General features: G+C 59.7%; 23 protein-coding genes. 12 read left to right on the top strand and 11 right to left on the bottom strand.

Features of this window, described 5'->3' with window-relative positions; translation table 11 throughout:
- The 4 genes from AAEO81_RS16725 to AAEO81_RS16710 all read right to left on the bottom strand — a co-directional run bounded on the left by AAEO81_RS16725 (nucleotide 1) and on the right by AAEO81_RS16710 (nucleotide 3,239).
- Complete coding sequence (locus AAEO81_RS16725) at nucleotides 1-783, bottom strand: aldolase (protein WP_341957949.1); 783 nt, start codon at nucleotides 781-783, stop codon at nucleotides 1-3.
- Nucleotides 784-941: 158 nt separating this feature from the next.
- Entirely contained in the window at nucleotides 942-1,670 is a 729-nt protein-coding gene (locus AAEO81_RS16720; protein ID WP_341957947.1) for a type 1 glutamine amidotransferase, read from the bottom strand.
- 80 nt (nucleotides 1,671-1,750) lie between these two features.
- The gene (locus tag AAEO81_RS16715; RefSeq protein WP_341957945.1) at nucleotides 1,751-2,794 is read right to left on the bottom strand and encodes a homoserine dehydrogenase; all 1,044 of its coding nucleotides are present in this window, start codon (nucleotides 2,792-2,794) and stop codon (nucleotides 1,751-1,753) included.
- Between the two features lie 13 nt (nucleotides 2,795-2,807).
- Nucleotides 2,808-3,239: a VOC family protein gene (locus AAEO81_RS16710; protein ID WP_166594530.1), complete on the bottom strand. Its 432-nt coding sequence runs from the start codon at nucleotides 3,237-3,239 to the stop codon at nucleotides 2,808-2,810.
- Nucleotides 3,240-3,442: 203 nt separating this feature from the next.
- Between AAEO81_RS16710 and AAEO81_RS16705 the strand changes: the two genes are divergently transcribed.
- On the top strand, nucleotides 3,443-4,927 hold the full coding sequence (locus AAEO81_RS16705; RefSeq protein WP_341957941.1) for a PLP-dependent aminotransferase family protein: 1,485 nt from the start codon (nucleotides 3,443-3,445) through the stop codon (nucleotides 4,925-4,927).
- Nucleotides 4,928-5,080: 153 nt separating this feature from the next.
- Here AAEO81_RS16705 and AAEO81_RS16700 read toward each other — a convergent pair whose 3' ends face one another.
- Nucleotides 5,081-6,460, bottom strand: coding sequence for an NAD-dependent succinate-semialdehyde dehydrogenase (locus AAEO81_RS16700; RefSeq protein ID WP_341957939.1), 1,380 nt, complete (start codon nucleotides 6,458-6,460; stop codon nucleotides 5,081-5,083).
- A gap of 484 nt (nucleotides 6,461-6,944) precedes the next feature.
- Between AAEO81_RS16700 and AAEO81_RS16695 the strand changes: the two genes are divergently transcribed.
- The 9 genes from AAEO81_RS16695 (at nucleotide 6,945) to AAEO81_RS16655 (ending at nucleotide 16,671) form a co-directional block, all read left to right on the top strand.
- Nucleotides 6,945-8,198 carry an OprD family porin gene (locus AAEO81_RS16695; protein WP_341957937.1) on the top strand — a complete coding sequence of 418 codons (1,254 nt, stop codon included), beginning with the start codon at nucleotides 6,945-6,947 and terminating at the stop codon, nucleotides 8,196-8,198.
- Nucleotides 8,199-8,397: 199 nt separating this feature from the next.
- On the top strand, nucleotides 8,398-9,609 hold the full coding sequence (locus AAEO81_RS16690; protein WP_341957935.1) for a CoA transferase: 1,212 nt from the start codon (nucleotides 8,398-8,400) through the stop codon (nucleotides 9,607-9,609).
- On the top strand, nucleotides 9,606-10,382 hold the full coding sequence (locus AAEO81_RS16685; RefSeq protein ID WP_341957933.1) for an enoyl-CoA hydratase-related protein: 777 nt from the start codon (nucleotides 9,606-9,608) through the stop codon (nucleotides 10,380-10,382). Before AAEO81_RS16690 ends, AAEO81_RS16685 begins: the two co-directional genes overlap by 4 nt.
- A 30-nt stretch (nucleotides 10,383-10,412) precedes the next feature.
- Nucleotides 10,413-11,204 (top strand): enoyl-CoA hydratase-related protein, encoded by a 792-nt coding sequence (locus AAEO81_RS16680; protein WP_341957931.1) that lies wholly within the window; start codon nucleotides 10,413-10,415, stop codon nucleotides 11,202-11,204.
- Nucleotides 11,205-11,258: 54 nt separating this feature from the next.
- Nucleotides 11,259-12,584, top strand: a complete 1,326-nt coding sequence (locus AAEO81_RS16675; RefSeq protein WP_341957929.1) for an MFS transporter — start codon at nucleotides 11,259-11,261, stop codon at nucleotides 12,582-12,584.
- A 36-nt stretch (nucleotides 12,585-12,620) separates the two neighbouring features.
- Nucleotides 12,621-13,520: a LysR substrate-binding domain-containing protein gene (locus AAEO81_RS16670; RefSeq protein WP_341957927.1), complete on the top strand. Its 900-nt coding sequence runs from the start codon at nucleotides 12,621-12,623 to the stop codon at nucleotides 13,518-13,520.
- A 72-nt stretch (nucleotides 13,521-13,592) separates the two neighbouring features.
- Nucleotides 13,593-14,531: an AraC family transcriptional regulator gene (locus AAEO81_RS16665; RefSeq protein WP_341957925.1), complete on the top strand. Its 939-nt coding sequence runs from the start codon at nucleotides 13,593-13,595 to the stop codon at nucleotides 14,529-14,531.
- 343 nt (nucleotides 14,532-14,874) lie between these two features.
- On the top strand, nucleotides 14,875-15,162 hold the full coding sequence (locus AAEO81_RS16660; RefSeq protein WP_341957923.1) for a hypothetical protein: 288 nt from the start codon (nucleotides 14,875-14,877) through the stop codon (nucleotides 15,160-15,162).
- A 204-nt stretch (nucleotides 15,163-15,366) separates the two neighbouring features.
- The gene (locus AAEO81_RS16655; protein ID WP_341957921.1) at nucleotides 15,367-16,671 is read left to right on the top strand and encodes a site-specific integrase; all 1,305 of its coding nucleotides are present in this window, start codon (nucleotides 15,367-15,369) and stop codon (nucleotides 16,669-16,671) included.
- Nucleotides 16,672-16,681: 10 nt separating this feature from the next.
- Here AAEO81_RS16655 and AAEO81_RS16650 read toward each other — a convergent pair whose 3' ends face one another.
- Complete coding sequence (locus AAEO81_RS16650) at nucleotides 16,682-17,902, bottom strand: MFS transporter (protein ID WP_341957920.1); 1,221 nt, start codon at nucleotides 17,900-17,902, stop codon at nucleotides 16,682-16,684.
- 126 nt (nucleotides 17,903-18,028) lie between these two features.
- On the opposite strand from AAEO81_RS16650, the gene AAEO81_RS16645 reads away from it, so the two are divergent.
- Nucleotides 18,029-18,955, top strand: a complete 927-nt coding sequence (locus AAEO81_RS16645) for a LysR substrate-binding domain-containing protein (RefSeq protein WP_341957918.1) — start codon at nucleotides 18,029-18,031, stop codon at nucleotides 18,953-18,955.
- 94 nt (nucleotides 18,956-19,049) lie between these two features.
- Here AAEO81_RS16645 and AAEO81_RS16640 read toward each other — a convergent pair whose 3' ends face one another.
- The 5 genes from AAEO81_RS16640 to AAEO81_RS16620 all read right to left on the bottom strand — a co-directional run bounded on the left by AAEO81_RS16640 (nucleotide 19,050) and on the right by AAEO81_RS16620 (nucleotide 25,399).
- A complete protein-coding gene (locus tag AAEO81_RS16640; RefSeq protein ID WP_341957916.1) occupies nucleotides 19,050-20,087 on the bottom strand; it encodes an XdhC family protein in 1,038 nt (345 codons plus the stop codon).
- Between the two features lie 11 nt (nucleotides 20,088-20,098).
- A complete protein-coding gene (locus AAEO81_RS16635) occupies nucleotides 20,099-21,445 on the bottom strand; it encodes a cytochrome c (protein ID WP_341957914.1) in 1,347 nt (448 codons plus the stop codon).
- A gap of 17 nt (nucleotides 21,446-21,462) precedes the next feature.
- On the bottom strand, nucleotides 21,463-23,712 hold the full coding sequence (locus AAEO81_RS16630) for a molybdopterin cofactor-binding domain-containing protein (RefSeq protein ID WP_341957912.1): 2,250 nt from the start codon (nucleotides 23,710-23,712) through the stop codon (nucleotides 21,463-21,465).
- Nucleotides 23,712-24,176 (bottom strand): (2Fe-2S)-binding protein, encoded by a 465-nt coding sequence (locus AAEO81_RS16625; RefSeq protein ID WP_341957911.1) that lies wholly within the window; start codon nucleotides 24,174-24,176, stop codon nucleotides 23,712-23,714. Before AAEO81_RS16625 ends, AAEO81_RS16630 begins: the two co-directional genes overlap by 1 nt.
- A 278-nt stretch (nucleotides 24,177-24,454) precedes the next feature.
- A complete protein-coding gene (locus AAEO81_RS16620; RefSeq protein WP_341957909.1) occupies nucleotides 24,455-25,399 on the bottom strand; it encodes an AraC family transcriptional regulator in 945 nt (314 codons plus the stop codon).
- A gap of 294 nt (nucleotides 25,400-25,693) precedes the next feature.
- Between AAEO81_RS16620 and AAEO81_RS16615 the strand changes: the two genes are divergently transcribed.
- A complete protein-coding gene (locus AAEO81_RS16615) occupies nucleotides 25,694-26,752 on the top strand; it encodes an NAD(P)-dependent alcohol dehydrogenase (RefSeq protein WP_341957908.1) in 1,059 nt (352 codons plus the stop codon).
- Nucleotides 26,753-26,839: the final 87 nt, after the last annotated feature.

Genomic DNA, 26,839 nt, shown 5'->3' with positions numbered 1-26,839 from the left:
TCAGCTCAGGCAGTCAGCGTGCTGACGCAGGGTTTGCCGGACGTAGTAGTTGAAAGTCGCAGCGTACCGTTTGGGTCTTGCGATCCAGTCGTGCGCTTCGCGGCCTAGCTCGGGTTGGATAGGCTTGATGTCGCCTGCGGCCATCGCCATGAGTTGAAGCCTGGCGGCGCGCTCTATCAGTTGCGCAATGACGCAGGCTTCTTCGATGCTCGTCCCTGTTGACAGCTGACCATGATGCGAGAGCAGGACTGCGCGCTTGTCGCCCAGTGCACCAGCGATCAGTTCGCCTTCTTCGTTGCCCACCGGAATACCCGGCCATCCTTCAAGAAACGCACAATCTTCGTACAGAGGACAAAGATCCATGTGTGAAACTTGCAGCGGCACTTCAAGCATCGACAAGGCTGCGACATGAGTGGGGTGGGTGTGAATGATGCAGTTCACATCCGGTCGAGCACGATACACCCAGCTGTGGAAGCGGTTGGCCGGGTTAGCCATGCCATTGCCTTCAAGCACGGTGAGATCTTCGTCTACCAACAGCAGATTGCCGACAGTGATTTCGTCGAATCCGAGGCCTAATTGCTGTGTGTAGTACGTGCCTGGTGTAGGGCCTCGAGCAGTGATCTGACCTGCCAGCCCCGAATCGTGTCCGTTCTCGAACAGGATGCGGCACGTCAGCGCCAGTTTTTGGCGAGCGGTCCAGGTCGTGTCTGCGAGGTTGTTTTGCATCTGGCTCAACGCTTGGCTGACCAGTTGGTCCTTGGATAATTCGAGTGTCGTTGTCATACCGTATCCTCTGAATCATGGGAACTTGACGAAGTTTGCGTTCGGGGAGTTCTAACGACGTGCGAGTGGCTTTACACGCGCGCAGGCGTTAGCTCAATAACGCTTCTGGCGCCATCGAGATGCATTGCTTGAAGAGCGTTGGAGTCGTGAAGTGAAACTCAGCGGGTCATTGATAGCAGGTGGTGTCCAGACCGCTTATCGATACCTTGGGTGATATAGGAGAGCAGCTCTGCCATCAGATGTTCCAGTGCGCTGAAGCGCTCGTTGGACGCGGCGCGAATGACCTGTTCCGATTGCACGAAGTTGCCTTCCGTCAGGTCGCCACCGCAATGAACAAGCATTTTCTCGATGCTTTCACGGGTCATTTCCATATGGAACTGCAGGCCAATGACTCGACGCCCCAACTGGAAAGCCTGGTGTTTGCAGACGACGCTCTCGGCGAGGTTGACTGCTTCGTCAGGCAGGTCGAATGTTTCGCCATGCCAATGTAAAACGCTGACCGTGTTCGGAAAGTTGAAGGTGCTTGAAGAATTATCAGTGGCATGGATAGGGTGCCAGCCAATTTCCTTTTCAGGGCCGGGATACACGCGCTTCCCCATCGCGGAAGCAATGAGTTGGGCACCCAGACAAATCCCGAAGACTGCAACATCTTCCCTGATCGCCTGAGCAATGAACTGTTTTTCCTGAATAAGCCATGGCAACTCCGCCTCGTCGTTGACACTCATGGGGCCGCCCAAGGCAATGATTAAATCGAGCTGTTCCACCGCCGGGAACTTGGCCGCTTCATAGAGGCGGGTATAACTGATGGTGGCCCCTTGTTGTCTGAGCCAGTTTTCAATGTTTCCCAAGCCTTCAAAGAAGGCGTGTTGCAAGACATGGACGCGCATGTGAATTCCTCTTGCGCACAGTTGACGGTGCGGGAGTGGTGATGAAGATTTGATAAAAACTTTGAAGACCGCAACTCAATTCAATACTGTGCGGCCATCAGCAAGTGCTCGAAGTCTTTCAATGCCGCAGCCGCAGTGGCAGATGGGCTCGTCAGACCGATGGCAGAGATTTCTCCCATGACGTCGGTACTGACTCGAATTGCCTTCATCCGAGCGCTCACCTGGGCAAATGGATGGTCCAGCGGATAGGTTCTCAGCTCTACCGATGCCGTAACGCTCGGCCCGGTGTTGTCAATCCGACCGACAAGTTTGGGGACGACACCGGCGACCTTCCAACGCTGTATATCTGAAGGTGTGATCTGATCGATGCCTTCGCGAGGGATGTCATGGAGTTTCAAGCTGGCGCCGAAGCCTGCATTGGCCAAGATATTGATCTTGCAGGCTGTGTCCCAGCCTTCCAGATCGAAGCGTGGGTCCGGCTCCGCCATGCCGAGTTGTTGCGCCTGAACGACTGCATCGGCGTAGCTGACCCCGTGCATCAACTTGCTGAGGACGAAATTGCTGGTCGCGGTGACGATTCCTTCGATCTCGAGAATCCGGCAACCGACAAGGTTGTATTGCAGCAGGTCAATGGTCGGCAACGCTGCGGAAGTCGCGCCGCTGATCTTCAGCTGTGCGCCATTGGCCCGAGCCAGCTCTGCGAGGCCTGGAAAGTCAAAGACCAGCGCACCTTTGGAAATCGAAATGGCATGCGAGCCGGCGATTAATGCTTCCCGCAGATAACGATATCCCGAGCCACCCGTCTGGTAATCCGTTGGACCCGCCTCAATCACGACGTCAGCCCCGGCGCGCTGCAAGAAGCCGTCACCGGTCAGGCCAGGCTGCAATGCCAGTGTCGCCAAGTCATCCAGAGGCAGCCCTTCGTGATTGATCAAGCCTGCACGGGAGCCGCACACCGCCACGATACGAACGTCGGCATCGTAAAGTGTCTTATAGCGCTGGTTACGCTGGTGGATCATCTGGGCCACGGCTTTGCCGATAGCACCGAAGCCGGTTATGGCAATGTTCCATCTTCGCATGGTGGGCGTCTCGTTTTCAGAAGTAGGCGGGTGCGGATAAGCCATTCAGGCGTTCGGGTTATTTGGCGAACAAACTATTTATATCCGCGAATGCTTTGAACTCAAGCGCATTGCCGCTTGGGTCCAGGAAGAACATGGTGGCCTGTTCGCCAGGCTCACCCTTGAAGCGAATGTACGGTTCAATAATGAATTGCGTGCGCGCCGCCTTGAGCCTGTCGGCCAGTGCCGTCCATTGCTCCATCGTCAGCAACGCACCGAAGTGGCGGACAGGCACACCATGGCCATCAACGCTGTTGGTCGGGCTGACCCCCGTTTCTTCGGGAGCAAGATGAGCGACAACCTGATGACCATAGAAGTCGAAATCAACCCACTGAGCAGAGCTACGGCCCTCGGAGCAACCGAGCAATTCACCATAAAATTGGCGGGCAACGGCAATGTCGTGCACAGGAAACGCAATGTGGAACGGGAGAAGCTGTGGGGTCGTCTGCATACTGGTTTCTCGCCTCTAGGTCACTTAGTCAACGGAGATCCGCGCCGTTTGCGCAGTCTGCTTATCTACCAGGCGTTCACGTAAAGCATCAGCTTGATGCGGTCCGTGCGCTAGGGATGACTAAAATGCTACCTTCTGCCTGGACCCTTTCAATCATCCAGATTCAAAAACATGGATGGTCCAGAAGTTGGAGAGATTCACTCATGACAAACAGTTGGGACATCGGTATCGACATCGACCGCGCTGCGAGCACGTCGCTCAATATGCAGATCGTGGCTGCATTGACGGACCGTATCAGGTCGGGGCTATTACGGGCAGGAGATGCTTTGCCAAGCACCCGCGAACTGTCGGTCCGGCTCGGTGTGAATCGGAAGACCCTGATCCTGGCTTACGATGAATTGATAGCCCAAGGCTGGCTGGTCAGCCACGAAAAACGCGGCACGTTCGTTTCGCCGGAGCTTCCGGTGTTCAAGCAAGAGCAGCGAGTGGCGGGAGTAGCACAACGACTGTCGGGCCGTCTGGCAGAGCCCGCCTACCTACCTTACGGTGATGAACATCTGCCGGTGAGCGTACTTGATGAGGAGTCAACGGATTTTAGCGATGGGGCACCCGATACTCGCCTTATCCCCTTTGAAGACCTGTCCAAGGCGTTTCGAATCGCGCTTATGGAGTCTGCCCGGGGTAATCGAATGGGCTACGGTGATCCACGTGGCCTAAGCACCTTGCGAATTGAGTTGGCGACCATGCTCCGAGCCGAGCGGGCTATCAATGCCGAAGAGGACACCTTGTGCGTCGTTCGGGGCAGTCAGATGGGTATCTATCTGATTGCGAAAATCCTGATACGTGCGGGCGACGGCGTGGCGATGGAGCGACTGAGCTATCCTCCTGCCAGAGAGGCTTTTCGAGCCTGTGGGGGCCTGGTGCACAGCGTCAAGCAAGATGAGTTCGGGATGATTCCGGACGACCTTGAGCGAGTGTGCCGCAGCCATCGTATCCGTGCTATTTACCTTACCCCCCATCACCAGTTCCCAACCACAGTGACGATGCCCATTGATCGTCGGATGCGCCTGCTAGCCATGGCCGAGCAATTCGATTTCGTGGTGATAGAAGATGACTACGATCACGAATTTCACTTCTCGCACAATCCGATGCTACCCATGGCCAGCATGGATCAAAGTGGCCGTGTCATCTACGTCGGTTCTTTGAGCAAGATTCTCGCACCCGGTTTGAGAGTCGGTTATGTAGTGGCTCCCGCGTCGGTCATCAACCGGCTGGCAAACCAGATCATGCTCATTGACCGGCAGGGCAATACGGTTACCGAGCGGGCGGCTGCACAGCTATTGCAAAACGGTAAGCTGAAGCGGCATATCCGCCGGGCACTGAAAGTCTACGAACAACGTTGTCAGTCAGCGGTGCAGGCGGTTCAGGAAATCCTGAAGGATACTGTTCACGTCGCCCATCCCAGCGGGGGCTTGGCGCTATGGGTTCGATTTTCTCAACCACAGAACATGCAACTATTGGCGCAGCTGGCTTTGCAGAGAAACGTCAGGATCCTGCCAGGCAGCATGTTCTGCGATGACCCCTCGGACGTTCAAGCAATGCGTCTGGGTTATGGCAGTTTGAATGAGCGGGAATTTCGGCTGGGCATCGAGCGTTTGCGTGATGCGATGAAGGGAGATCGCCATTGAAGGCTGTAGCCGATAATTGCAATTGCCGTCCTGATACCGAGTTTTCTGTTGTTTGATCGATGGTTGAATGTCGACGCGGCACGTCCATTGTCGGCACTGGAAGCGAGAGGCAGCGCGAAATGGATCGTGGCACTTCGCGCCGCCGAGGGACGATTACAGTTGTGCGCCGGCGAGCAGCACGTATTTCACGTGAACGTATTCCTCGATGCCGTAATAGCTGCCTTCACGGCCATAGCCGGATTGCTTGATGCCGCCAAACGGAATCGACACGGTGCCGACCGAACCCGAGTTGAGGATGACCATACCCGCTTCAAGCTGACGAGACAGTCGCAGCGAACGCCCCAGTGCACTGGTATAGGCGTAGGCAACGAGGCCGAATTCGGTCTGATTGGCGCGCCGGATGACTTCTTCCTCGCTCGAGAACGAGTAAACGGCGAACACCGGGCCGAAGATTTCATTCTGTGCCAGCGGTGAATCGTCCGTCAGGCCGGTGAGGATGGTCGGCTCGTAGAACAACCCGCCCTTGGCGTGGGGTTTGCCGCCCAACAGAACCGTCGCGCCTGCTGCCTTGGCCTGTTCGACCAACGCCCCGACTTTCTCGAAACCGGTTTTGTTGATCATCGGACCGACCACGAAGTCTTCTCGAAGACCCTGGTCGACATCGATTGCCATCACAGCCGCTTTCACTTTTTCGATGAAAGCGTCAATGATCGTGTCCTGCACGAAAATTCGGTTCGGCGAGATGCACACCTGGCCCGAGTTACGTAGTTTGGCGCCCACCAGCCCCTTCACTGCTTCATCGATATTGGCATCGTCGAACACGATGAAAGGCGCGTTGCCGCCCAACTCCATGGTCATTTTTTTGATGGTCTGCGCACATTGTGCCGCCAGCAGCTTGCCGACGTTGGTAGAACCTGTGAATGAGACTTTGCGAATCCGCGGGTCGGAGGTGATGATCTCGCCGATCTGTTTGGGATCGCCCACCACGACTTCCAGTACACCTTCCGGTATGCCGGCTTTGCGGGCGTGCTCCAGCAGTTTGAATGCCGTCAGCGGCGTGTCTTCCGCCGGCTTGATGATCATAGTGCAACCCGCTGCCAATGCCGTGGCGACCTTGCGGGTGATCATCATGAACGGGAAGTTCCACGGGGTGATGGCGGCGACCGGGCCGACCGGCTCTTTGGTCACCATCACCGAGGCGTTCTTGTCGTGGGTGGGGATGGTGTCGCCATAGACGCGCTTGGCTTCCTCGGCATACCACTCGATGAACCCCAGACCGTAATCGATCTCGCCACGGGCTTCGGTCAGGCACTTGCCGTTTTCTTTCGACATCAATTCGGCGAACGCTTCCTTGTCTGCCCTGACGCTTTCGAACCAGCGACGCAGGATGTCGCCACGTTCTTTGGCGAGTTTGCCGGACCACTCTGGGAACGCTGCACAGGTACGGTCGACGGCAGCGTTTACCGCTGCTGCATCGCTCTGTGGAACACGGCCGACTTCACTGCCATCTGCGGGGTTGTAGACGATTAACATGGGCTGATCTCCAATCGTTGAATATCGATTCAGCGGAAAAAGCTGAGGGCCCACGGTACGGTGAGGGGGCTGCGCTGCGAATGCCGGTTTATCTCCATTGCTTGCCTAATCCTATTGCCGGGATTGGCCTTGGGAGCGAACCCGCCGCCAACGCCTGCTCATTTGGGGTGATCCTCGATACCTGCATCACCCTCACGCCACGCCGCCGGATTAACAAAAACTCAAGGCCGACGTGAAAGAAAATCGATAGCGACGACGGGCATGATGTTTCTAAGCTCGGCGCGCCAGAGGTTACTGCACAGGTCATCAGACGCCCATTCAGAAGCGCGTTCCACACCCTGTCATTTCACGCGCTTCATCTCAGCGAACGAGATGCCGTGCGGTCTTGTGGCGCATCGAATCAAGCTCTCTCTAAACAATAAAAACCGGCTGGCTTCAGGGCGCGGTATTCATTGTCGTGCCCGGGAACAGCGTTGGAGACCTCATGAAAAACAAGAAAACAATGCGTGCCACTGGCGGTGTCCTGATGCTTTCAGCCTTGGCGGCGGGGGTCCGGGCTGACGGGTTCATCGAAGACAGTCGAGCGACATTCATCACGAAAAACTTTTACTTCAACCGAGACTTTCGCGACGGCCCCGGGCAAAGCAAGCGCGACGAGTGGGGGCAGAGCTTTCTGATCGATTACCGCTCGGGTTACACCTCAGGGGTGGTAGGCGTCGGTCTGGATGTGCTGGGCATGGTGGGGTTGAAACTGGACTCCAGCCCCGACCGCACTAACAGCGGCCTGTTGCCGGTTCACAGTGACGGGCGCGCACCGGCTGAATTCTCCAAGGGCGGTGTGATGGGCAAAATCAGGGTGTCCAAAACGGAGCTCAAATTAGGTAACGGTTTCACCACCGTGCAACCGACGCTGGTGGGCAACAACGGCCGGATGCTGCCGCAGACCTTTCAGGGCGTCACCCTGGATTCGACCGAAATCAAATCCCTTTCACTGACGGGGGTGCGTTTCGACCGCGAAACCGACCGGGCGAAGACCGCCTCGGAGGACCTAGCGCTGTTCAGCAAAAATGGACGCTTCCGGGGCATTATTGAATCCGATCACTTCACCATGGGCGGTGGCACTTACACCTTTTCGCCGCAGTTGGCAGTGACCTACCAGCGTGCCGAACTCGAAGACATCTACCGCCAGCACTACCTTGGAGTGGTGCATACCACGCCAGTGGGCGAGGGCACGTTCAAGAGCGATGTGCGTTATTTCGTCAGCGACGAAGCGGGTGCCGGGAAGGGCGGCAAGGTGGACAGCCACTCGCTGAGCGGTGCTTTCACCTACAGCCTCAAAGGCCATGCCGTCACGCTAAGCGCCGTCCACAACGGTGGCGACACCGCTGTTCCTTACGTGAACGGCACTGACATCTATCTGCCCAATTTCGTGTTGATCAATGACTTCGACGAGCCCCGGGAGCGCTCCTGGCAAGCGCGGTATGACCTTGACTTCGCCCGTTTCGGCGTCCCGGGCCTGACGTTCAGGACGCTGTACGTGCGCGGGGACAACATCCGTTTGGCCAGCGGCGAGGAGGGCAAGGAATGGGAGCGCGACGTCGAGGTGCAGTACCTGGTCCAAAGCGGCCCGTTGAAGCACTTCGGCGTGCGCTGGCGAAACGGCATGGCGCACAACAACTTCGCGCGTGACGTCGATGAAAACCGCCTGATCCTGACCTACACGCTTGCGCTTTTCTGACCTTGATCAGCGACCTGGGCGGCAAACGCGGTGACGCTTGCCGCCCGGGTAAAACGTGTGCTGGTGGGCGCTGCCGAGGCGCTTAACAAAAACTCAATCCCCCCTGCTCATAAAGTCGATAGCCGCCTTTGGACGGCTTTCCCTATCCTCGACCCATTACAAAAACGAGCACGTACAGGTGCGCAACCGGGTGTTGAAGATGCTGACCAACAGCTTGAAAGACATAAAAGTCGTGGACTTTTCGCACGTGGTGGCGGGACCGGTCTGCGGCATGTTGCTGGGTGACATGGGCGCCGACGTAATCAAGGTCGAACCGTTGGACGGTGAGCTGGGGCGCGCCATTGGCCCGCCCTGGCAACAGCGTCAGAGCGTGACCTCGCTCAGTGTGAACCGCAACAAGCGAGGGATTGCGCTGGACCTGAAAAGCGACGCAGGTCGCGAGATTGCACTGGAATTGATGCGTGATGCCGATGTGGTCATCGAAAGTTTCAGGCCCGGCGTGATGGCCCGGCTGGGCCTGGATTACGCCTCGGTCAAGGCCATCAATCCCGGTGTCATTTATTGCTCGGTGTCCGCCTACGGACAAACAGGAACCTGGCATGACCGGCCGGGTGTCGACGGGATCATTCAGGCCGTCACCGGCTTGATGAGCATGCTCGGCAGTCCTGATTCAGACCCGTCCAAGGTGCCGATTCCTATCGCCGACATGGTGACCGCTTACCTGTCCACCATCTCGATACTGGCTTCGCTCAATGGCCGTCGGCGGCAGGGGCAGGGCGAGCACCTGGATGTAAGTTTGTACAACTGCACATTGATGCTGCAGCACCTGTCGTTAAGCAGTTTTCTGGCGACCGGGCGGGTCCCGGAAAAAACCGGCAGCGCCGCGCCGTACGCTGCACCGAACGAAGCGTTCAAGACCGCCGATGGCTGGATCATGGTGGCGGCCTATCACCCGGTGCGCTGGACGGCACTGTGCGATCTGCTGGACTTGCCTGAATTGATGCAGGACGAACGTTTCATCGACAACCCGGGCCGAGTGCAGCATCGAGATCAGCTCCACCGGTTGCTTGAGCAACGGTTCATTGGCGAAGCCTCTGCGCACTGGCTGCCGCAACTGGAAGCCCGGGACATTCTGTGCGCGCCGGTGGCAGGGTACGACGAACTGACCGCGACCGAACACTATCGCCAGAGCGGCGTTGAAGTCGAACTGCCCCAGGCGGATGCGGGCGTACTGCGCATGCCGGGCTTTGCCATCAATAGCCATCCCGACGCGCCGCTCAACGCGCCCCCTGCCGTGGGCGAACATACCCTCGAAATTCTGCAAACACTGGGATACAGCGCACGCCAGATAGCGGAATTCGAAGCCGCAGGCGCCATCGGTGTACGCCCACGTCAGGAGTCCTGCGCATGACCACGCCCTTTGTCACCCTTGAGCATCGGGGCGCTGTCGCCCTGGTTACCCTGAACAGTCCCAACGGGCTGAACCCCCTGACCCATGAGCTGATGACTGCACTGGGCGATACCCTGCAAACGCTGGATGAAGACACCCAGACGCGGGCGATTGTCGTGACGGGCTCGGCCCGTGCCTTCGCCGCGGGCGCAGACATTCAAGCCATGGCGCAGATGACGTACGCCCGAGCCGTCAATGAAAACTTCCTGGCGGCTGAATGGCAGCGCGTCAGCACGCTGCGCAAACCCTTGGTGGCGGCCGTGCGCGGCTACGCACTGGGCGGCGGCTGCGAATTCGCGATGATCTGCGACATCGTCGTGGCGGGCGAAACCGCGGTCTTCGGTCAGCCGGAAATCAAGCTCGGCCTGGTGCCCGGCGCAGGAGGAACTCAGCGTCTTCCGCGTGCGGTCGGCAAGTCGTTGGCCATGGAAATGAACCTGACCGGTGAATCCATCACCGCTGCCCAGGCATTGGCGGCGGGCCTGGTATCCCGAGTGGTGCCGGACGTGGACGTCGTTAATGCGGCGCTGGCGATCGGGCAGTCAATCGCGCGGCATTCGTTGCCGGTGCTGATGGCAGTAAAGGCTGCCACCTGCCGAGCCTTCGAGACGTCGCTGGCGGAAGGACTCGCCTACGAGCGCAGCGCTTTTCACGGCTGCTTCGCACTCGACGACCAGCGCGAGGGTTGCGAGGCGTTTCTGGAGCGACGTGTACCGCATTTCAACCATCGATAAAAAACCGACGACCCTTAGAGAGCATGTTTCATGAATCCTGAAAAACACGATCTGGTACTGATCGAACAACGTGGTGCTGTCCTGTACCTGACCCTCAACGACAGCGACACCGGCAACGCCCTGACAACGCCGATGTGCGTGGCCCTGGCCGAGGCACTGGAAGGCATTAATGGCCGTCCGGATGTTCATTGCGTGGTGCTGCGCGGCAGTGGTCGGCATTTCTGCACCGGCGGCAACGTCAAAGACATGCAGCGCGGCGAAGACCTGATGCAGGGCGCCACCGAGGACGTGCTCGAGAGTCTGCGCCGTTACCTGCACCGCATTACGCTGGCGATGCAAGCGGTGGACGTCCCGGTGATCGCTGCCATCAACGGCTCGGCCATTGGTGCGGGGCTCGACCTGAGCCTGATGTGCGACCTGCGGGTTGCCGTGAAAGGCGCGCGACTGGCTGAAAGCTTTTTGCGTCTCGGGTTGATCTCGGGCATCGGCGGCGCGTGGTTCCTGACCCGTGCAGTCGGGCTGGCCAAAGCGATGGAAATGACGCTGACCAGCCAGTTCCACACCGCTGAAGAAGCCTTGCAGATGGGGCTGATCAACCGGGTGGTCGACGCCGATGAGCTCGACAGCACCGTCGAGCAACTGGCAACGACCATTGCCAGTGCGCCGCCCAAGGCCTTGCGCCTGGCCAAGCGCCTGGTGCGTCAGGCCGCGAGCAGCGACCTGCCTCAAGCGTTGGAATCAGCAGGCGCCGTTCAAGCCATCTTGCTTTGCGGCGCTGAGCACAAGGCTGCCGTTAAAGCGTTCCTTGCATCGACACAGTGACGACCGTACTCATCGATCTTTCGCTGTAGCCCCATAACAATAAGGACCATATCAATGGACATCGCCGCAACCGCCGCATCTTACCGGCCCAGCATGTCACGCGTGGTTGGCACGGCCAGCTTCGGCACCATGCTCGAATACTATGACTTCCTCGTTTATGTCGCCTTGGGCAGCACCTTGCGTGCCTTGTTTTTGCCTGAGTTCGACCCCTTCGTTTCGTCGATTCTCACGGCGGGAACGTTCGGCGTTGCCTACCTGGCGCGACCGCTGGGCACGCTGATCTTCAGTCCCATGTCTGATCGCATCGGGCGCAAACGCGCGTTCGTCATCACCCTGGTGCTGATGGGAACGTCGACCGTGCTGATGGGGTGTTTGCCGACCTATCAGTCGGCGGGGATCTTCGCGCCGGTGTGCCTGCTTGTGCTGCGCATCATTCAGGGGATTGCCCTGGGTGGCGAGTACGGTTCGGCGGCGGTGTATGTCATGGAGCATGCGCCCCGAGAGCGGCGCGGTCTGTTTACCAGTTTCTTGCAGAGTACCGCCAGCCTGGGCTTGTTGCTGGCGCTTCTGGTGGTTTCCTTGCTCAATGTTTACCTCACACCCGCCGACTTTGCTGCCTGGGGCTGGCGGGTGCCTTTTCTTGTTTCGGCGCCGATCGTGCTGGTCGCGACCTACATTCGCCTGGGGATGGAAGAGACGCCCGTCTTCCAGGCGCTCAAGGAGGAGGGCGGTGTATCTCGCTCGCCACTGGCGGACACCCTGACCAGCCGTGCCTCATGGAAGAACCTTCTGGTGGCGGTATTCGGTGCTCAAGGGGGCACGTCCGTCACCCTGTATACCTCGATCATCTACATGCTGTATTTCCTGCAGAACGTGCTGGCCGTGCCGGTGTTCGAAGCGAACCTGTGCGTCGGCGTCGCCATCCTCATTGCAGCGCCCTTGTATCCGCTGTTCGGCGCGCTTAGCGACCGGTATGGGCGGGCGTGGATCATGTTGGTCGGCATGGTGTTGTGGGCGGGTGCCGCGTATCCGTGTTTTGCGCAGATTGTCGCTTCGGCCAAGATTCAGGCCTGGCCAGGGTTGATCGCGTGCATCACGTTGCTCGCTGCGTTGACGGCGATGGTCATGGCGCCGCTGCCTGCGTTCATCGCTGACAGTTTTCCGCCGCAGAGCAGAACCACTGGCTTCGGGCTTTCGCAGCAGATTGGCAACATCCTGTTCGGCGGTTTTCTGCCCATGATCAGCCTGGCGCTGGTGAACTGGAGTGGCAACCCGCTGGCCGGCATCGTCTATTCGATCGTGTCGCTGCTACCGTGCATCCTGGTTGCAGCGATCTGGGGTGTGCGCATTGACCGCAAGCGCAGTTCCGATACTCAATAGGCCCGTCGATCCGCTCTGACAGCCTGGAGATTCTCAGTGAACATCAACGGCGCCCATTCTCGCCCCTTGCCGCCGCTCAACCCGCTCAAGGCGTTCGAGGCCACGGGTCGTTCGCTCAGCGTCACCCGTGCGGCGGATGAACTGTCAGTGACGCCAGCCGCGGTAAGCCGACAGATCAAGGCGCTGGAGGATTATCTGTCTGTGCAACTTTTCCGGCGCATGCCTACGGGCTTGGAGTTGACGGCTGCAGGCGAGCGTTATCTGGCGGATATCGTGCCGTTGTTCAACGCCCTGCGCGAGTCCACCAATGCCATTGTCGGTGGCTCGACGCGGCGTCAATTGCTGAAGATTCGTGCACCGGCGACCTTCGCGGTGCGCTGGCTGATTCCGCGCTTGGCGGGGTTCCATATTGCGCACCCGGCCATTGACGTGCAGCTGACCACGTCACCTGCCGCGCTGGATTTCGAGCACGAAGACGTCGACGGCGGCATCCAGTTGGGCGGCGGCGACTGGCCGGGGATCGGCACCCAGATGCTGACCCGCAACGAGTTGGTGCCTGTGGTGAGCGCGAGTTTTGCGTCGGATCTGCGAGCCCCCGAAGAGCTCGTCGATCAGGTGCTCTTGCATTCCCTCGCCCGGCTGGACGACTGGGCGTTGTGGCTGCGTGAAGCGGGTGTGCCTCAAGTCAACCCGTACCGAGGCATGCGCTACGAAACCTCGCTACTGGCATACCAGGCCGCTATCGAAGGCCACGGTGTGGCCATCGCTCAGAAGTCGCTGGTGAGTAAAGAGCTCGAGGCCGGATTGCTGCGCATGCCCTTCGACCTGGTTATCGATCGGCAAAGCTTTTCGTATTACTTCGCCTGGCCAGTGAACAAACCCGAATCCACGGCGCTCAGCACGTTTCGTGAATGGCTCAGCCAGCGGGCTGAATGAAGCTCACCCATCACAATGGGAAGCCTTGACCGCTCTACTGATAACTGAACGCGGCGAGCAGGAGGATCGAACATGAGCAATGATGCACAAACGACTGAGCGCATGGTCCAGTTGATGGAGCAACTGGCACCGCTCGAAGGCTACAACCTGAGTCCCCTGGATGACATACGTTTTTTGCGTTCAAACCGGCCGCTGACCCGCACACCCGTGCTCTATGAGCCTGGCATTGTGATCTTGTGTCAGGGCCGCAAGCGCGGTTACCTGGGGGACGACGTCTACATTTACGACGCCCAGCACTATCTGGTGGTGTCGGTGCCGGTGCCGTTCACGATGGAAACCGACGCCAGCGAAGAAGAACCCATGTTTGCTGTATACATGCGACTGGATTTCAAGCTGGCGGGCGAGCTGATTCTGGAGATCGATGAGACATTCGGCCCGACGGCAGCTCCCCCAAAGGGCATGTATTCCTCACCGATGGACGACCGTTTGCGTGAGTCCACCCTGCGCTTTCTTGCCGCCATGATTCACCCGGTCGATGCGCAGATCCTCGGCCCGTCGCTGGTTCGCGAGATTTATTATCGGATCATCGCCGGCGAGCAGGGCGGCTCCATGCGCGCTGCACTCAGTAAGCAGGGGCACTTCGGCAAAGTCACTCGCGCCATCCGCAAAATCCACAGCTCTTATCAGGAGCAGTTGAACGTGGAAGCACTGGCGCAGGAGGCTAGCATGAGCGTCCCCAATTTCCATCTGCACTTCAGAACGGTTACTGACTCTTCCCCCATGCAGTACCTGAAGTCGACGCGGCTGCACCAGGCACGTTTACTGATGTTGCGTAACGATGTTTCGGCGGCAGCCGCGGCGTTCGATGTCGGCTACGAAAGCGCCTCGCAATTCAGTCGGGAATTCAAACGCTTCTTCGGTCGCACGCCTCATGCGGAGGTCGCGTGGATGAAAGCGACATATGCATTACCTGAGCCCAGTACACCCTCGATCTTCGTCTCTTCGCATTAGAGGTGACGGCGGGGGGACGATGTTTCGTAGTAAGCGAGTAATAGCCTCAACGTGTCTGCCTGGAACCTGTGTGAGGGACCGGCAAGGTCCATTCCAGTTACATCATTTAACATAATATACATTATACGTAACAGTCTGTGTCCGCACTGGGTGGTGAGTGTGACGCTTTGCAACGCTCAGAACCCCCAAATTCCATCCTTGGGCGTCCAGTCCTCAAATCGCTACCTCGGCGTTTATCCTCAGCACCACCCCTCATTCTCCATCACGAATTTCTCCACACCTCACGTCAGGCTGAGCAACATCGACTCAGCGCTAACGCTCACGCCCAGATCAAGGATGCACAATGAATCGCGTACTCGCCGCGCTGCTCATCTGCGCAAGCTTCAACGCGGGCTCTGTGGTTTCCATCGCACACACCGTCGCCAGTCAGGCGTCAACATTCGCCAACGCAACGCTGTGCGAATCTCTCAAGGTTGATCATTCTCCGTTCGGCCTGGCACTGGACAAACAATGCCGAAACAGACAACGGGTCGAGTTCGATGAGCTTCAAGACCGCAAGCCGCTTCAGGACTGCATCAAGCCAGGGAACGTCATTGATGACGATGTCCGGAAATGCGTGAAAGGGATTTAAGCACACAGTGATTGCTTATCGGATGCAACGACACATGCCAATAAGGGTTGGGCCAGATATTGCGGAAATTCGCTGGAATCGGCATTCAGGTAGCCGGATTGACGCGTTTGCAATATCCGATAACTGTCAGACCCGGATATTGCACAATACTGCTCCGCATAGGATCATCACGACCATTCCAGAGCCTTCTGCAAGCGATTTTCAATGTCCACGCCTTCGACGCCGCACCCGTTATTCGAGACTTTTGCCCGCTTCGTCGAGCTGAATTTCAGTTCGCTCAAGGAGGAACTGCCCGCCGTCACGGCCTATCTTGAACAGTTTCCCGCCGAATTGCAGGCCTTTGAGGGCTATCGCGCCGTGCGGGGTTTCTTGAAGTCCTATGCCGGCAACGAGTCTACGTTCAATTCCTACCGCACGCACGTTGAGCGCCTGTTGCTATGGACCCTGCTCAAGTCTCGCGTTTCCCTGCTGGACATGCGCCGCACTCACGCCGAATCGTTTCTGGAGTTCTGCCTCGCACCCGATCCCGCCTGGGTCGGCCCAGTCGTGAAATCTCGCTTCTTGCGGGTCGGTGGTCGCAAGAAGCTGGCGAGTGATACGTCGGTGTTGAACCCTGATTGGCGGCCTTTCAGTCAGTCGGCTTCCAAAGAGGAACGCAAGCGCGCCAACGAGGACAACCGCCCTCTCCTTCAGGACCATTACAAGCCTGCGCAAGGCTCGATCGCGCAGATATTTGCGGTCTGCGGCAGCTTTTTTCAGCATGCCATCGATGAGGGTTTCTGTGAGCACAATCCGTTCAAGGCAGTTAAACAGAAGAGCAAGTACAAGCAGCGCACCACGGGCGACGCCGACACGCGCATTCTGACCTCATTGCAGTGGGACTTTGTGCTGGAAACAGCCGAGTTGCTGGCCTCCCAGGATGCTAGATATGAACGCACGCTGTTCATCGTGGCGACGATTTTTGCGATGTATTTGCGGGTTTCCGATCTGGTCGGGCGTGAGAACTGGACGCCGAGCATGGGCGACATGCGCAAGGATGGCGCGGGCAACTGGTGGTATCACGTGGTTGGCAAAGGCAACAAGGCCGGGAAAATCAGCGTGCGGGACGACTACGTCGAGAACTACCTCAAGCGTTGGCGGGTGCATCAGGGCCTGTCGCCGTTGCCCGGTTTCCGCGAAACCACCCCGTTGATCGCGACGCAACGAGGGCGCGCCGGGTTGTCGGATCGACATATCCGGGTGTTGCTGCAAGAGGTATTCGACCGGGCACTGGAGCGGATGCAGGCGGAAAACTGGGCAGATGAAGACGTTGGACGCTTGCGTGCGGCATCTTTGCATTGGTTGAGGCACACCTCGGCGACGTTCGATGCGCCCCATCGCGACATGAAAGACCTTCAGGTCGATTTGCGGCACAACAGCCTCAGCACGACCCAGAACGTCTACTACAACTCCGAGGACGAAAAACGCGCGTATTCGGCAAAACGGCTGCCCATGAGGGAGCGTGATTGAGCCCTCACATTCATCGCGATTCACCCACCCCTTCAGGATGCCGGAGGGTCGCTATGGTGACCGGCAAAAACGACACGGCCGCCGTGACCGCTATGACGATGACAGCCGCCGCGATACCTGCGTGATCACCCACATAGCCATAGAGCACCGGGGCCAGCGCGCCAGCGCCAATGGTTCCGGTGTAAAACACTGAAAAAGCTCGGGCGTGTCCGGGTGTATCGACCACGTCGGTGACCGCGCCGTACAACACGGAAGATGTGCCGTTCAACACCACCCCCAGGAACGGCAGTGTCAGCATGGCGATCGTCAGCGGTGTCGTCAGCACCAGCACGATGAGCAGCGCGGTCGCGACCTCCGTCAGCATGATTGCTCTGGTGCTGCCGAGTGAGTCTGCCATCCAGCCGCAACAAAACTTGCCCACGGCGCCGCCGATGAAGACCAGCGTCAGGCCCACGCCCGTTTGAGCCAACGAGCCGCCGCTGGACTTGATGATGAACGGAAGAAAGGTGAGAAATCCCATGCGCACAGCACTGTCCAGTATCGCGGTGGCGAGCAGTGCCCGAAAGGCGCCCGGTGTCTCGGTCACGCCGTTGGTATCGCTTGCCGGACGGCTCGGCTCAGGCGACGTGTGAACGGTGTCAGTCCTTTTAAGGAGCGCTCCGATCAATAACGCCGCGAACACGCCCACGCCCGCGTAGAAAAAGATCACATTACGATACGAGCCATAGGTGAGCAGTACCGCCGCTGAAGCTGGCAGCACCGATTTGCCAACATCCCCCGCGAAGTTGTAGATCCCCAGCGGCCGCTTGGCCCCGCTGCCGTAGGCCCGTGACACCATGGCGGACGCCACGGGGTGTTGCACGCTCGCGCCGATCCCGGCGACCACCAGTGCGGCACCCAACCCGACGGCGCTCCCGGCCAGCCCCGCCAGTAACCAGCCGAGCGCGGTGACAGCGGTCGACCCGACGAGCAAATGGACCGGACGAACGTTCGCTGTCAACGAGGTCACCGGTATTTGCAACACGGCCAGCGTCAAGGCATAAGCGCTTCTGAGCACACTCAGCCACACATAGCCGAGCATGAACATGTCCTGCCAGACCGGCAGGAACACATACACCAGATCGCACAAACCATCGTGCGTGGCATGGGCCGCGCAGGCGGCGGTGAGCGCATTTTTACGTGATGTTCGTTTAGTATGCGGGACGTCAGGCGCGGGAGCTGATGAGGTCATGGTGAGTGTTCGCGGCAGGGAAAAGCTATTCTGTCCCGACGCGGGAAACGGTCGTTAATGAAAGGATTTTATGCCCTATGAATGTCCAGTTGAGGCTCGGCAATGGCCGCTAGGAAATTCCCCTCGATGGCCGCGCTCAGGGGTTTTGAGGCCTGCGTTCGACACCTGAATTTTTCGCAGGCGGCGTTGGAGTTGCACGTCACGCAAAGCGCGATCAGCCACCAGGTCAGGCAACTGGAGGAAATACTGGGCGCCGAGCTGTTTGACCGCACTGCAGGTGCGATGGTCGTGACGCAGGCTGGCATCGAACTGCTCCCTGTCGTGCGCCAGTTCCTGAAGGATTTTGCCGCCCTCGCCACGCGCTTCGAGCGAAATGCTCAGGGCACATCGCTGATCGAGCTGTTCGTACACGACTCGTTCGCCAACACCTGGTTGATCCCTCGCCTGCCCGCCTTCTACGCCAGGCATCCCGACATCCGTATTCAACTCAACACCGAGGATTTCTCGCGATTCGATAATGCCAGCGGACAAGCCGCCATACGCCTGGAAACCCGCGACGCCACATGGCCGGGCTTTTACGCCGAGTTCGTGCTTCCTGAACGGATTTTCCCGGTGTGCAGCCCTGCCCTGATTGACCGAATCGGCCCTCCCGCAACCCCCGCAGACGTGATCAAGTTCCCGGTCATTCTGCGTTCCCGGAACATGGCCAATGGCGAGCAGATATCGACGCCTTCCTGGGATTACTGGCTTGAGAAACACGCACTGGCACCCTCCTCGCTCAATTGCGTGCTGGTCGTGCCTCACTCCAACATGGCCGTCTCGGCGGCGATTCGAGGACTGGGCGTCGCGATGGCCAGGACATCGCACATTTCTGATGAACTGCGCACCGGTACGCTTCGCAAATTGCTGGATGAGGAAATGGAAAGTGACACGGGCTATCACTTTCTCTGTGCCCCAAGCAAACAGAGCTCGCCTGAGATTCGCGCCGTGCTTGACTGGCTCAAGGCAGAAAGCAGGGAGGCTGACAACCCTGACACTGCATCGGCAGATTGACCCAGCGCGACACACACGCTTGTTCAGCGACGCAGTCTGCACGGGCTTCGAGGCGCCGTGAGAGGCGGGTGTCGTCGCCCGCGCGTGAAGCCCCTCACACCAGTTCTTTCTCCAACTCCAGCGTCACCCGGTCTTCCAGCGCCTTGGCCTCGGTCACGCTGACGTCCCGAGGCAGGACGACGCCGTTTTTGGCGGCGAGGATTTCAGCCATGACGCTGACGGCAATTTCCGCCGGGGTCTTGCTGCCGATATAAATGCCAATGGGGCCGCGCAGTCGCTGAAGTGACGCTTCGGTTTCGCCAAAGTGTTCGATCAAGCGCTCACGGCGCTGTTGGCTGTTGCGTCGCGAACCGATGGCGCCGATGTAAAATGCCGGACTCTGCAAGGCCTCCAGCAAGGCCAGGTCGTCGAGCTTGGGATCGTGGCTCAAGGCGACGATGCAGGTTCTGAGGTCAACCGAGAAATCCCGGACGACGTCATCCGGCATGCCGACGATGCGCTGGACACCGCTGACCGACCAAGTCTCGACGTACTCGGGACGCGGATCACAGACCGTGACTTTGAAGCCGTTGAACAACGCCATCGTGGCCAGGTACTCGGCCAGCGCACCGGCGCCGATCATGAGCAGGCGGTACCCTGGCCCCAAGGTGTTGAGCATCTGTAGGCCGTCAAAGCTGAACTGCTCCGGTGCAGGGCTGTGTTCGAGGCTTACTTCGTTGCTCGCCAACACCAGGCGCCGACGCACCAAATGCCCCGAGTCGAGCTGGCCCAACACTTCATCCAGCGATTGCCAGGAAGGGTTGAACTCGAAGACCAGCTCCAGGGTTCCGCCACACGGCAATCCGAAACGATGGGCTTCGTCGGCCGTGACGCCGTAACGCACCACTTCCGGGTGCCCTCCCCTTAAACCCTCACCTCCGTAGGCGGTGGTATAGCGGTGGATGAGATCGTCTTCGATACAGCCCCCCGACACGCTGCCCACCACGCGACCGTCGTTACGCAGGGCCATCATCGAGCCGACGGGCCTCGGCGAGGAGCCCCAGGTCCGGGCCACGGTCGCCAGCAGCACGTGTTCTCCTGCCGCGAGCCAGTCACGGGCGGTGCGCAACACCAAAAGGTCAATGCTTTCCATCAGGCGTCTCCTTACCGCATTTGCAGAATGATCGGGCTGCTACTCGCCGGGTCTGTGTGTTCACGTAGTTTGCTGACTGCCTGCGCGTCCACGGGTTCACTCTGATTGCCCCACGTGCTGCGCACGAAAGACAGGACTTCGGCGATTTGCTGATCCGACAGCTGTTCGCGGAACGCCGGCATGCGATAGGCATCCGGGACGCCAGCCGCGACCACCCGTTGCGAACCGTTCAGGGTGATGTTGATGGCCGAAGCGTTTTCTTTCGCCAGTGCGGACGTCGCCCCGGCCAAAGGTGGCATCCACTCTGACTGCCCTTTTCCATCGTCCCCATGACACGACGCACAGCGGGTCACATACGTGTGGGCGCCGGGAACGTCCAGCCGGGCAGCGGCGGACACCGCCTGATACTGCCAAGGTGCGCCGTCGCGTTGGCCGTCGCCGGGCAATGACTTCAGATAACGCGCAATCGCCGACAGGTCTCCGTCACTCATGAACTGAGTGGAGTTGTTGAAGGCCTCGGTCATCGAACCGAAGACCACCGCGTGTTTGTTGCGGCCGGTCTTGAGGAACTGCACGATTTCCGGCTCGTCCCAGCGACCCAGCCCGGTGTTGTGATCGTTGCGCAGACTGGGCGCGTACCAGCCGTCGAGTAACGCACCGGCCAGGAACGGCGTGCCGGAGTCGTCGAGCGCCTTTTCGTTGAACGCCAGTCCGCGCGGCGTGTGGCAACTGCCGCAATGGCCCGGGCCTTGAACGATATAGGCACCGCGATTCCAGAGTTCGTCTTTACCCGCCTTGGCCGCATACGGCGCCGCGTCGGTGAACACGCCGTTCCACAACGCGATGGGCCAACGCATGTTCAGCGGCCACGGAATTGCGCTCGCGATGTTGGCCTGTTTGACCGGCGCGACCCCTTTCATGAAAAACGCATACAACGCGCGGACGTCATCGTCCGTGAGCTTGGCGTAAGACGGATACGGCATGGCCGGGTACAGACGACGTCCGCCGGGGGCGACGCCATGTCGAACGGCCCTGTCAAAGTCCGCCAGGCTGTAGCCGCCAATGCCGGTGTCCCGGTCCGGGGTGATGTTGGTGGTATGAATCGCGCCCAGTGGCGTGGCCATTTCCAGCCCACCGGCAAACGGCGCCCCCCCAGGCACGCTGTGACACGCCACGCAATCACTGAGCCGGGCGACGTACTCACCTCGGGTCACCAACGCGGGCGCCGTGTCAGCGGTCTGATCAGCTTGCAGATGCGAGGCGGGCTCGCGGTTAACGTACCAGGCCAGCAGGCCCGCCGCGACCAGGCACGGCAACGCCAGCCAGCCAGCGGTTCTTGCGAATCGGCTGTTATTCATAAAGGCTCCGGCGCAGGTCAGGTAAAAGTGTATCGGCTCAGGGGCATGCTGCGAGGCCGTTGCCCCGTCAATGCCGCGACCGCGTTGGCCACGGCAGGCGCCACCGCAGGCAGCGGCGGTTCACCGATGCCGCCCATTTTTTCCCCGCTTTCGACCACCTTCACATGCACCCGTGCCATCCGCGAGGGCGGCAGAATCGGATACAAGTCGTAGTTGCGCGCACGGGGTTTACCGTCGACGTACACCGCCTCCTCCACCAATACCTGAGACAACCCCAACGACACCGCGCCGTTGACCTGCGCCTCGACAATCGCCGGGTTGACGATGCTGCCCGGGTCGATGGCTTGCCAGATGTCGTGCACCTTGACCTGGCCGTGCTCGATGGACACCTCGGCGATCACGGCTGTCTGCGTGCCGAACGGCGACGCCATGGCCACGCCGCGAGCGCGTTTGCTGCCGTCCTCAGCGGTGAACGGGCCGCGCTTCCAGCCCCCCGAGAGTTCGCCGACAGCGTTGAGCAAGGTCGTCAGGCGTTTGTTGTCGCGCAGCAGGTGCAGGCGCAATTCGAACGGGTCTTTGCCGCCTTTGTCCGCCAGCTCGTCGAGAAAGGACTCATAGAAGAAGTCGTTGAGCGAATTACCCACCGAGCGCCAGTAGCCCAACGTGACCGAGCCTTTGACGTAGATCTGGGCAATGCGCTTGTTGGGAATCGCGTAGGACTTGCCAGACAACCCTTCAAGGGCTGTCGGGTCGATCTTGTCGCCCTGCTTGCCGGCCAGTCCCTCGGTCGGCCCTTCCGTCGCGCTGATCGCTTCGATTGCAACAGGCCAACCGTCATTGTCCAGAGCGCCGCGGAAATTGACCGCTGCGCCGGGTCTCAAGACGTCACGCAAAAACTCTTCTTCACGGCTCCAGATCATTTTTACCGGACGCCCGACCGCTTTCGCCAATTCGATGGCCTGCGGGTACGGACTGGCCGAGTCGTACAGGAAATGCCGACCGAAAAAGCCGCCCAGCAACGGCGAATGCAGGGTGATACGCGACGGGTCCAGCCCGAAGCGCTTGGCAATGTCGGCCTGGAACATTTCAGGGGCCTGGTTGGGCAGCCAGATCTCCAGCGACCCGTCCGGGTTGAACCGCGCCAGAGCCGACGGCGGCTCCAACTGGGCATGGTGCAGGTACTGGTTGTTGTAGGTCGCTTCGATTTTGCTCTTGGCGTTGGCCAGCGTACCGGCCACATCGCCTTCGTTTTCGTCATCGCGAGCCGGGCCTTTCTCAGCGGCCAGTCGTTTGAAATAGGCGTCGGTCGAGAAATCGGCGGGCATCACGCGCATTGTCGAATCGGCCGGTGCTTCCTGCCAGTCCACCTGAATCGCTTCCACGGCACGCTTGGCATGCCACCAACGCTCGGCGACCACCGCCACGGCGCCGGGCAGACGGTGCACCGAATGCACGCCTTTCATGGCCTTGACCTGGTCTTCGTTGCGCAGAGCGCCCACTGTCATGCCCAGGCGCGGCGCGTGTTGCACCGCAGCGTGGAGCATGCCGTCGACTTTGAGATCGATGGTGTAGAGCGCCTTGCCGGTGGATTTGTCGTAGGCATCGAGGCGTTTGACGGGCTTGCCGATCCAGCGGAACTGGCTCGGGTCGCGCAGCGTGACGCTGGCGGGGTCCGGCACCGGCAAGTCCAGTGCGCGGCCCGCCAGTTCACCATAAGGAATGGACCGACCCGAGGCCGCGTGCACCACTTTACCGGGCTCGGTGGTCAGTTCGCTGACGGGCGCGTTGAGCGCCTCAGCCCCTGCCTGAAGCAGCATGGCGCGGGCCAGCGCCCCCAGACGGCGCATGGTCGGGTAGCTCATCCGGATCGACATGCTGCCGCCCGTGATGCGGATGCCGTTTTCCATCACGTAATACGCTTCACCCGGCGGAGCGCACTCGACGATAAAGGTGGCAGGGTCGGCATCGAGCTCTTCGCCGACGATCTGCGCCATGGCCGTGAACGTGCCCTGCCCGCCTTCGATGAACGGCGACAGCAGCCGCACGGTGTTGTCCGGGCGAATTTCCAGAAACGCAGGCACTTGGGTGCCGCGCTCTGCTGCGCCCCCAGCAGCGGCCTGTACGCGAGACGACCCGAGTGGCAAGCCAAACCCCAACACCAACGCGCCGACGGCGGTACCGGTCAGGAAGCGTCGGCGAGAAAAGTTTACAGGGTCGGTCAGGGGTTGCCCCATGAGATGGGCGACGGCATCGAAACGAACGTTCATCAGGCATCCCCCTTCACGGTTTGTCCGGCAAGGTCATGGACAGCGGCATGAATCGCGTTATAGGTCCCGCAGCGGCACAGATTGACCATTGCGGCTTCGATCTGCGCATCGCTGGGTTTGGCCGTGTGTTTGAGCAGCGCGGTGGCGGCCATCACTTGACCGGACTGGCAATAGCCGCACTGAGCGACTTGATGCTCGACCCACGTGGCGACCACACGCTTACCGACTTCATCGGACTCAATCGCCTCGATGGTCGTCACCTCACGGCCCACCACACCGGCCACCGGAGTCACGCAGGAACGCACGACGTTGCCATCCACCAGCACCGAGCACGCGCCGCACTGTGCGAGGCCGCAACCGTATTTGGTGCCCGTCATGCCCAGGTCGTCGCGAATCACCCACAGCAAGGGCGTATCGGCGTCGGCATCGACTTGATAGGTCTTCTGATTAATGCGTAATTCCATGGCTCACCCGCTCATCATCGGTTGATTATGCTTTTTGATTTTTTAAACGGCGGCGCTGCGGGCAGCGATGACAGGCGGGGGCTCCCGGCTGCGTAGACGCGTGTCGAAGGCCGGCGCCAGGTGCGATGCCTGGCAGGGAGGCAGGTTTTTTGAAACAGGCTCCCGGTGGCCCAACTCTAGCCCTTGGTTCTGACGTTTTCTATCCATACCGTGAAAGGTCGGAGGATTAGGCAAGTATTCAGGAGGATTGCACTCCAGAGGCGCGTGGGTGGGCTGATTCACTCCGTCGCGCGGCTCCCCGCCGCCAGACACGATTGGATATCGCGCATAGGTGGCGCGCCGAAACTGCGTTTGTATTCCCGGTTGAACTGGGTGGCGCTTTCGTAGCCGACACGCACGGCAGCGGTCGTCGCATCCACGGCTTCGGTCAACAGAATCCGGCGAGCCTCGTGAAGACGAAGGTGTTTCTGGTACTGCAACGGGCTCATGGCGGTCATGACCCGAAAGTGGTGATGCAACGTCGACACGCCCATTCCCGCCAGCGTCGCGAGGTCTTCGATCCGCAGAGGCTGCATATAGTGATCCCGGAGCCAGGCGATGGCCTTGGCGATGCGCTGACTCTGCGTACCGGCGATGATCGTGTCTCGAAAGCGAAGCCCTGCCGAACTCACCAGAATCCGATAAATGATCTCGCGTTGTATGAGCGGCCCGACATGCAGCAAATCCTGTGGGTTGTCGATCAGCTTGATCAGCCGCCCCACAGCATCGAACAGCTCGACCGTCGCCGGTCCGAGGGCCATGCCGATGCCGGTGGCAGCGCCGCCTGAACCGGTGGTTCCCACATCGGCCATGACCTGGCGCGCCGTCTGCAAGTCGAGTCGCATCAACAGCGAGACGTAAGGGGCTTCGGGAGTCGCGTCCAGCACTTCGGTCACCGTTGGCAGGTTGACAGCGGTGAGCAGGAATCGGGACTCGTTATAGATGTAGGTGGTTTTTCCGAGGTGCAGGCGCTTGCGCCCCCGAAGGATCAGGGAAATGCTCGGCTCGTAGATATATGAACTGGGCACGGTCGGCCTCAGAACCGTGGCAACGCTGAGACCGGGCAACGAGGTCATGCGCTCGGCATCGTTTTTCAGAAACCTTTCAATGCGGTTTGCCAGTTCCTCGCGAATGCCGGCGGTTTCGGCACGCCGGATATCATCCGCCTCGTTTAATTCAATCATGATGAGGGACCTGAATCACCGTGTTCATGGGGAGATGTTGCGTCCATGACGACTGTAGAGGCATGCGCCGTTTTCAAGTTAGCCCATTTCTATCGAGGGATTGCCTGATTCTCTGGCTTGCCATTGTGAGGAGATAATGGCGCGTTCCCTGTTTCCCGCCAGCGCACTCTGTCACGTCCTTCTTCCAGCCCCGTCATCCAAGCGGATCGGGCAATGACCCGGGAGTATCGGGCTGACAGGCGGCCGACATTCAGCCGTATGGTCATTGCTCCTCCCTACCAGGACATTCGACCGATGAAGACTTATGGATACGCTGCACACAATGCCAACAGCCCACTGACTCATTTTTCCTTCGAACGCCGCGAATTGCGGCCGGATGACGTTGCCATTGAAATCCTCTACTGCGGGGTGTGCCATAGCGACCTGCATCAGGCACGCGGCGATTGGAGCGCCTTCCAAAAGACGCACTACCCCTGCGTGCCGGGCCACGAGATCATTGGCAAAGTGGTCGAAACGGGCCGCGACGTCAGCCGGTTCAGCGTCGGGCAGCACGTGGCGGTCGGGACCATCATCGACAGCTGCTCGCACTGCGATCAGTGCCGACTCGGCGAAGAGCAAATGTGCCGCGAGTACCCGACCGTGACCTATAACGGGCAGGACCGGATCACCCACGACATCACTTTGGGCGGTTACGCCAAACACATCGTCGTCAAAGACCATTTCGTGCTCGCGCTTCCCGAAAAGCTCGATCCAGCCCTCGCGGGCCCGCTGCTGTGTGCCGGGATCACCGTTTACTCCCCGCTGCGCACATGGAACGTCGGCCCCGGCAGCCGCGTGGGCGTCATCGGCATCGGCGGGCTGGGGCATCTGGCCGTGCGTTTCGCCGCAGCGATGGGCGCCAACGTAACGGTCATCACCCGCACGTCCGGGAAGGCCGACGAGGCGTACGCATTGGGCGCTGACAATGTGCTGCTGTCCACCTCGGACGAGGCCATGGCTAACGCCGCGTCAGCCTTTGATGTGATCATCGACACGATTCCCGTCGCCCACGACCTGTCGCCTTATCTGGGGCTGCTGGACGTGGCCGGCGCGCTGGTCATCGTCGGCAATCTGGGTGACATGGAAGGCTTTAGCACCTTGCCGTTGATCATGGGGCGCAGACGCATCACCGGATCGCCCTCCGGCGGCATTGCCCAAACCCAGGAAATGCTCGATTTCTGTGCGCGTAAAGGCATCGTTCCGGACTGCGAAACCATCGCGATCCAGGACATCAATCACGCCTTCGAACGCATGGAGCGCGGCGACGTCCGCTACCGGTTCGTGATCGACATGGCCTCACTGACCGCGGCCTGATCCTGCACTGCGAGGACACGCATGATGTTGCGTACCTCCTCTCACAGCAGGAAGCACATGCCATGAATAAAACAGGGGCTTCTGAAC

This window comes from Pseudomonas sp. RC10 (assembly GCF_038397775.1).
GTDB lineage: Bacteria > Pseudomonadota > Gammaproteobacteria > Pseudomonadales > Pseudomonadaceae > Aquipseudomonas > Aquipseudomonas bambusae.
The sequence above is the reverse complement of the archived record's forward strand: the minus strand, read 5'-3'. Positions and strand labels throughout refer to the sequence as shown.

Bases quoted from the DNA above. Each gene is read 5' to 3' on its own strand.
- AAEO81_RS16725 (WP_341957949.1), bottom strand. From the start codon at position 783: ATGACAACGACACTCGAATTATCCAAGGACCAACTGGTCAGCCAAGCG.
- AAEO81_RS16720 (WP_341957947.1), bottom strand. From the start codon at position 1,670: ATGCGCGTCCATGTCTTGCAACACGCCTTCTTTGAAGGCTTGGGAAAC.
- AAEO81_RS16715 (WP_341957945.1), bottom strand. From the start codon at position 2,794: ATGGCTTATCCGCACCCGCCTACTTCTGAAAACGAGACGCCCACCATG.
- AAEO81_RS16710 (WP_166594530.1), bottom strand. From the start codon at position 3,239: ATGCAGACGACCCCACAGCTTCTCCCGTTCCACATTGCGTTTCCTGTG.
- AAEO81_RS16705 (WP_341957941.1), top strand. From the start codon at position 3,443: ATGACAAACAGTTGGGACATCGGTATCGACATCGACCGCGCTGCGAGC.
- AAEO81_RS16700 (WP_341957939.1), bottom strand. From the start codon at position 6,460: ATGTTAATCGTCTACAACCCCGCAGATGGCAGTGAAGTCGGCCGTGTT.
- AAEO81_RS16695 (WP_341957937.1), top strand. From the start codon at position 6,945: ATGAAAAACAAGAAAACAATGCGTGCCACTGGCGGTGTCCTGATGCTT.
- AAEO81_RS16690 (WP_341957935.1), top strand. From the start codon at position 8,398: ATGCTGACCAACAGCTTGAAAGACATAAAAGTCGTGGACTTTTCGCAC.
- AAEO81_RS16685 (WP_341957933.1), top strand. From the start codon at position 9,606: ATGACCACGCCCTTTGTCACCCTTGAGCATCGGGGCGCTGTCGCCCTG.
- AAEO81_RS16680 (WP_341957931.1), top strand. From the start codon at position 10,413: ATGAATCCTGAAAAACACGATCTGGTACTGATCGAACAACGTGGTGCT.
- AAEO81_RS16675 (WP_341957929.1), top strand. From the start codon at position 11,259: ATGGACATCGCCGCAACCGCCGCATCTTACCGGCCCAGCATGTCACGC.
- AAEO81_RS16665 (WP_341957925.1), top strand. From the start codon at position 13,593: ATGAGCAATGATGCACAAACGACTGAGCGCATGGTCCAGTTGATGGAG.
- AAEO81_RS16660 (WP_341957923.1), top strand. From the start codon at position 14,875: ATGAATCGCGTACTCGCCGCGCTGCTCATCTGCGCAAGCTTCAACGCG.
- AAEO81_RS16655 (WP_341957921.1), top strand. From the start codon at position 15,367: ATGTCCACGCCTTCGACGCCGCACCCGTTATTCGAGACTTTTGCCCGC.
- AAEO81_RS16650 (WP_341957920.1), bottom strand. From the start codon at position 17,902: ATGACCTCATCAGCTCCCGCGCCTGACGTCCCGCATACTAAACGAACA.
- AAEO81_RS16645 (WP_341957918.1), top strand. From the start codon at position 18,029: ATGGCCGCGCTCAGGGGTTTTGAGGCCTGCGTTCGACACCTGAATTTT.
- AAEO81_RS16640 (WP_341957916.1), bottom strand. From the start codon at position 20,087: ATGGAAAGCATTGACCTTTTGGTGTTGCGCACCGCCCGTGACTGGCTC.
- AAEO81_RS16635 (WP_341957914.1), bottom strand. From the start codon at position 21,445: ATGAATAACAGCCGATTCGCAAGAACCGCTGGCTGGCTGGCGTTGCCG.
- AAEO81_RS16630 (WP_341957912.1), bottom strand. From the start codon at position 23,712: ATGAACGTTCGTTTCGATGCCGTCGCCCATCTCATGGGGCAACCCCTG.
- AAEO81_RS16625 (WP_341957911.1), bottom strand. From the start codon at position 24,176: ATGGAATTACGCATTAATCAGAAGACCTATCAAGTCGATGCCGACGCC.
- AAEO81_RS16620 (WP_341957909.1), bottom strand. From the start codon at position 25,399: ATGATTGAATTAAACGAGGCGGATGATATCCGGCGTGCCGAAACCGCC.
- AAEO81_RS16615 (WP_341957908.1), top strand. From the start codon at position 25,694: ATGAAGACTTATGGATACGCTGCACACAATGCCAACAGCCCACTGACT.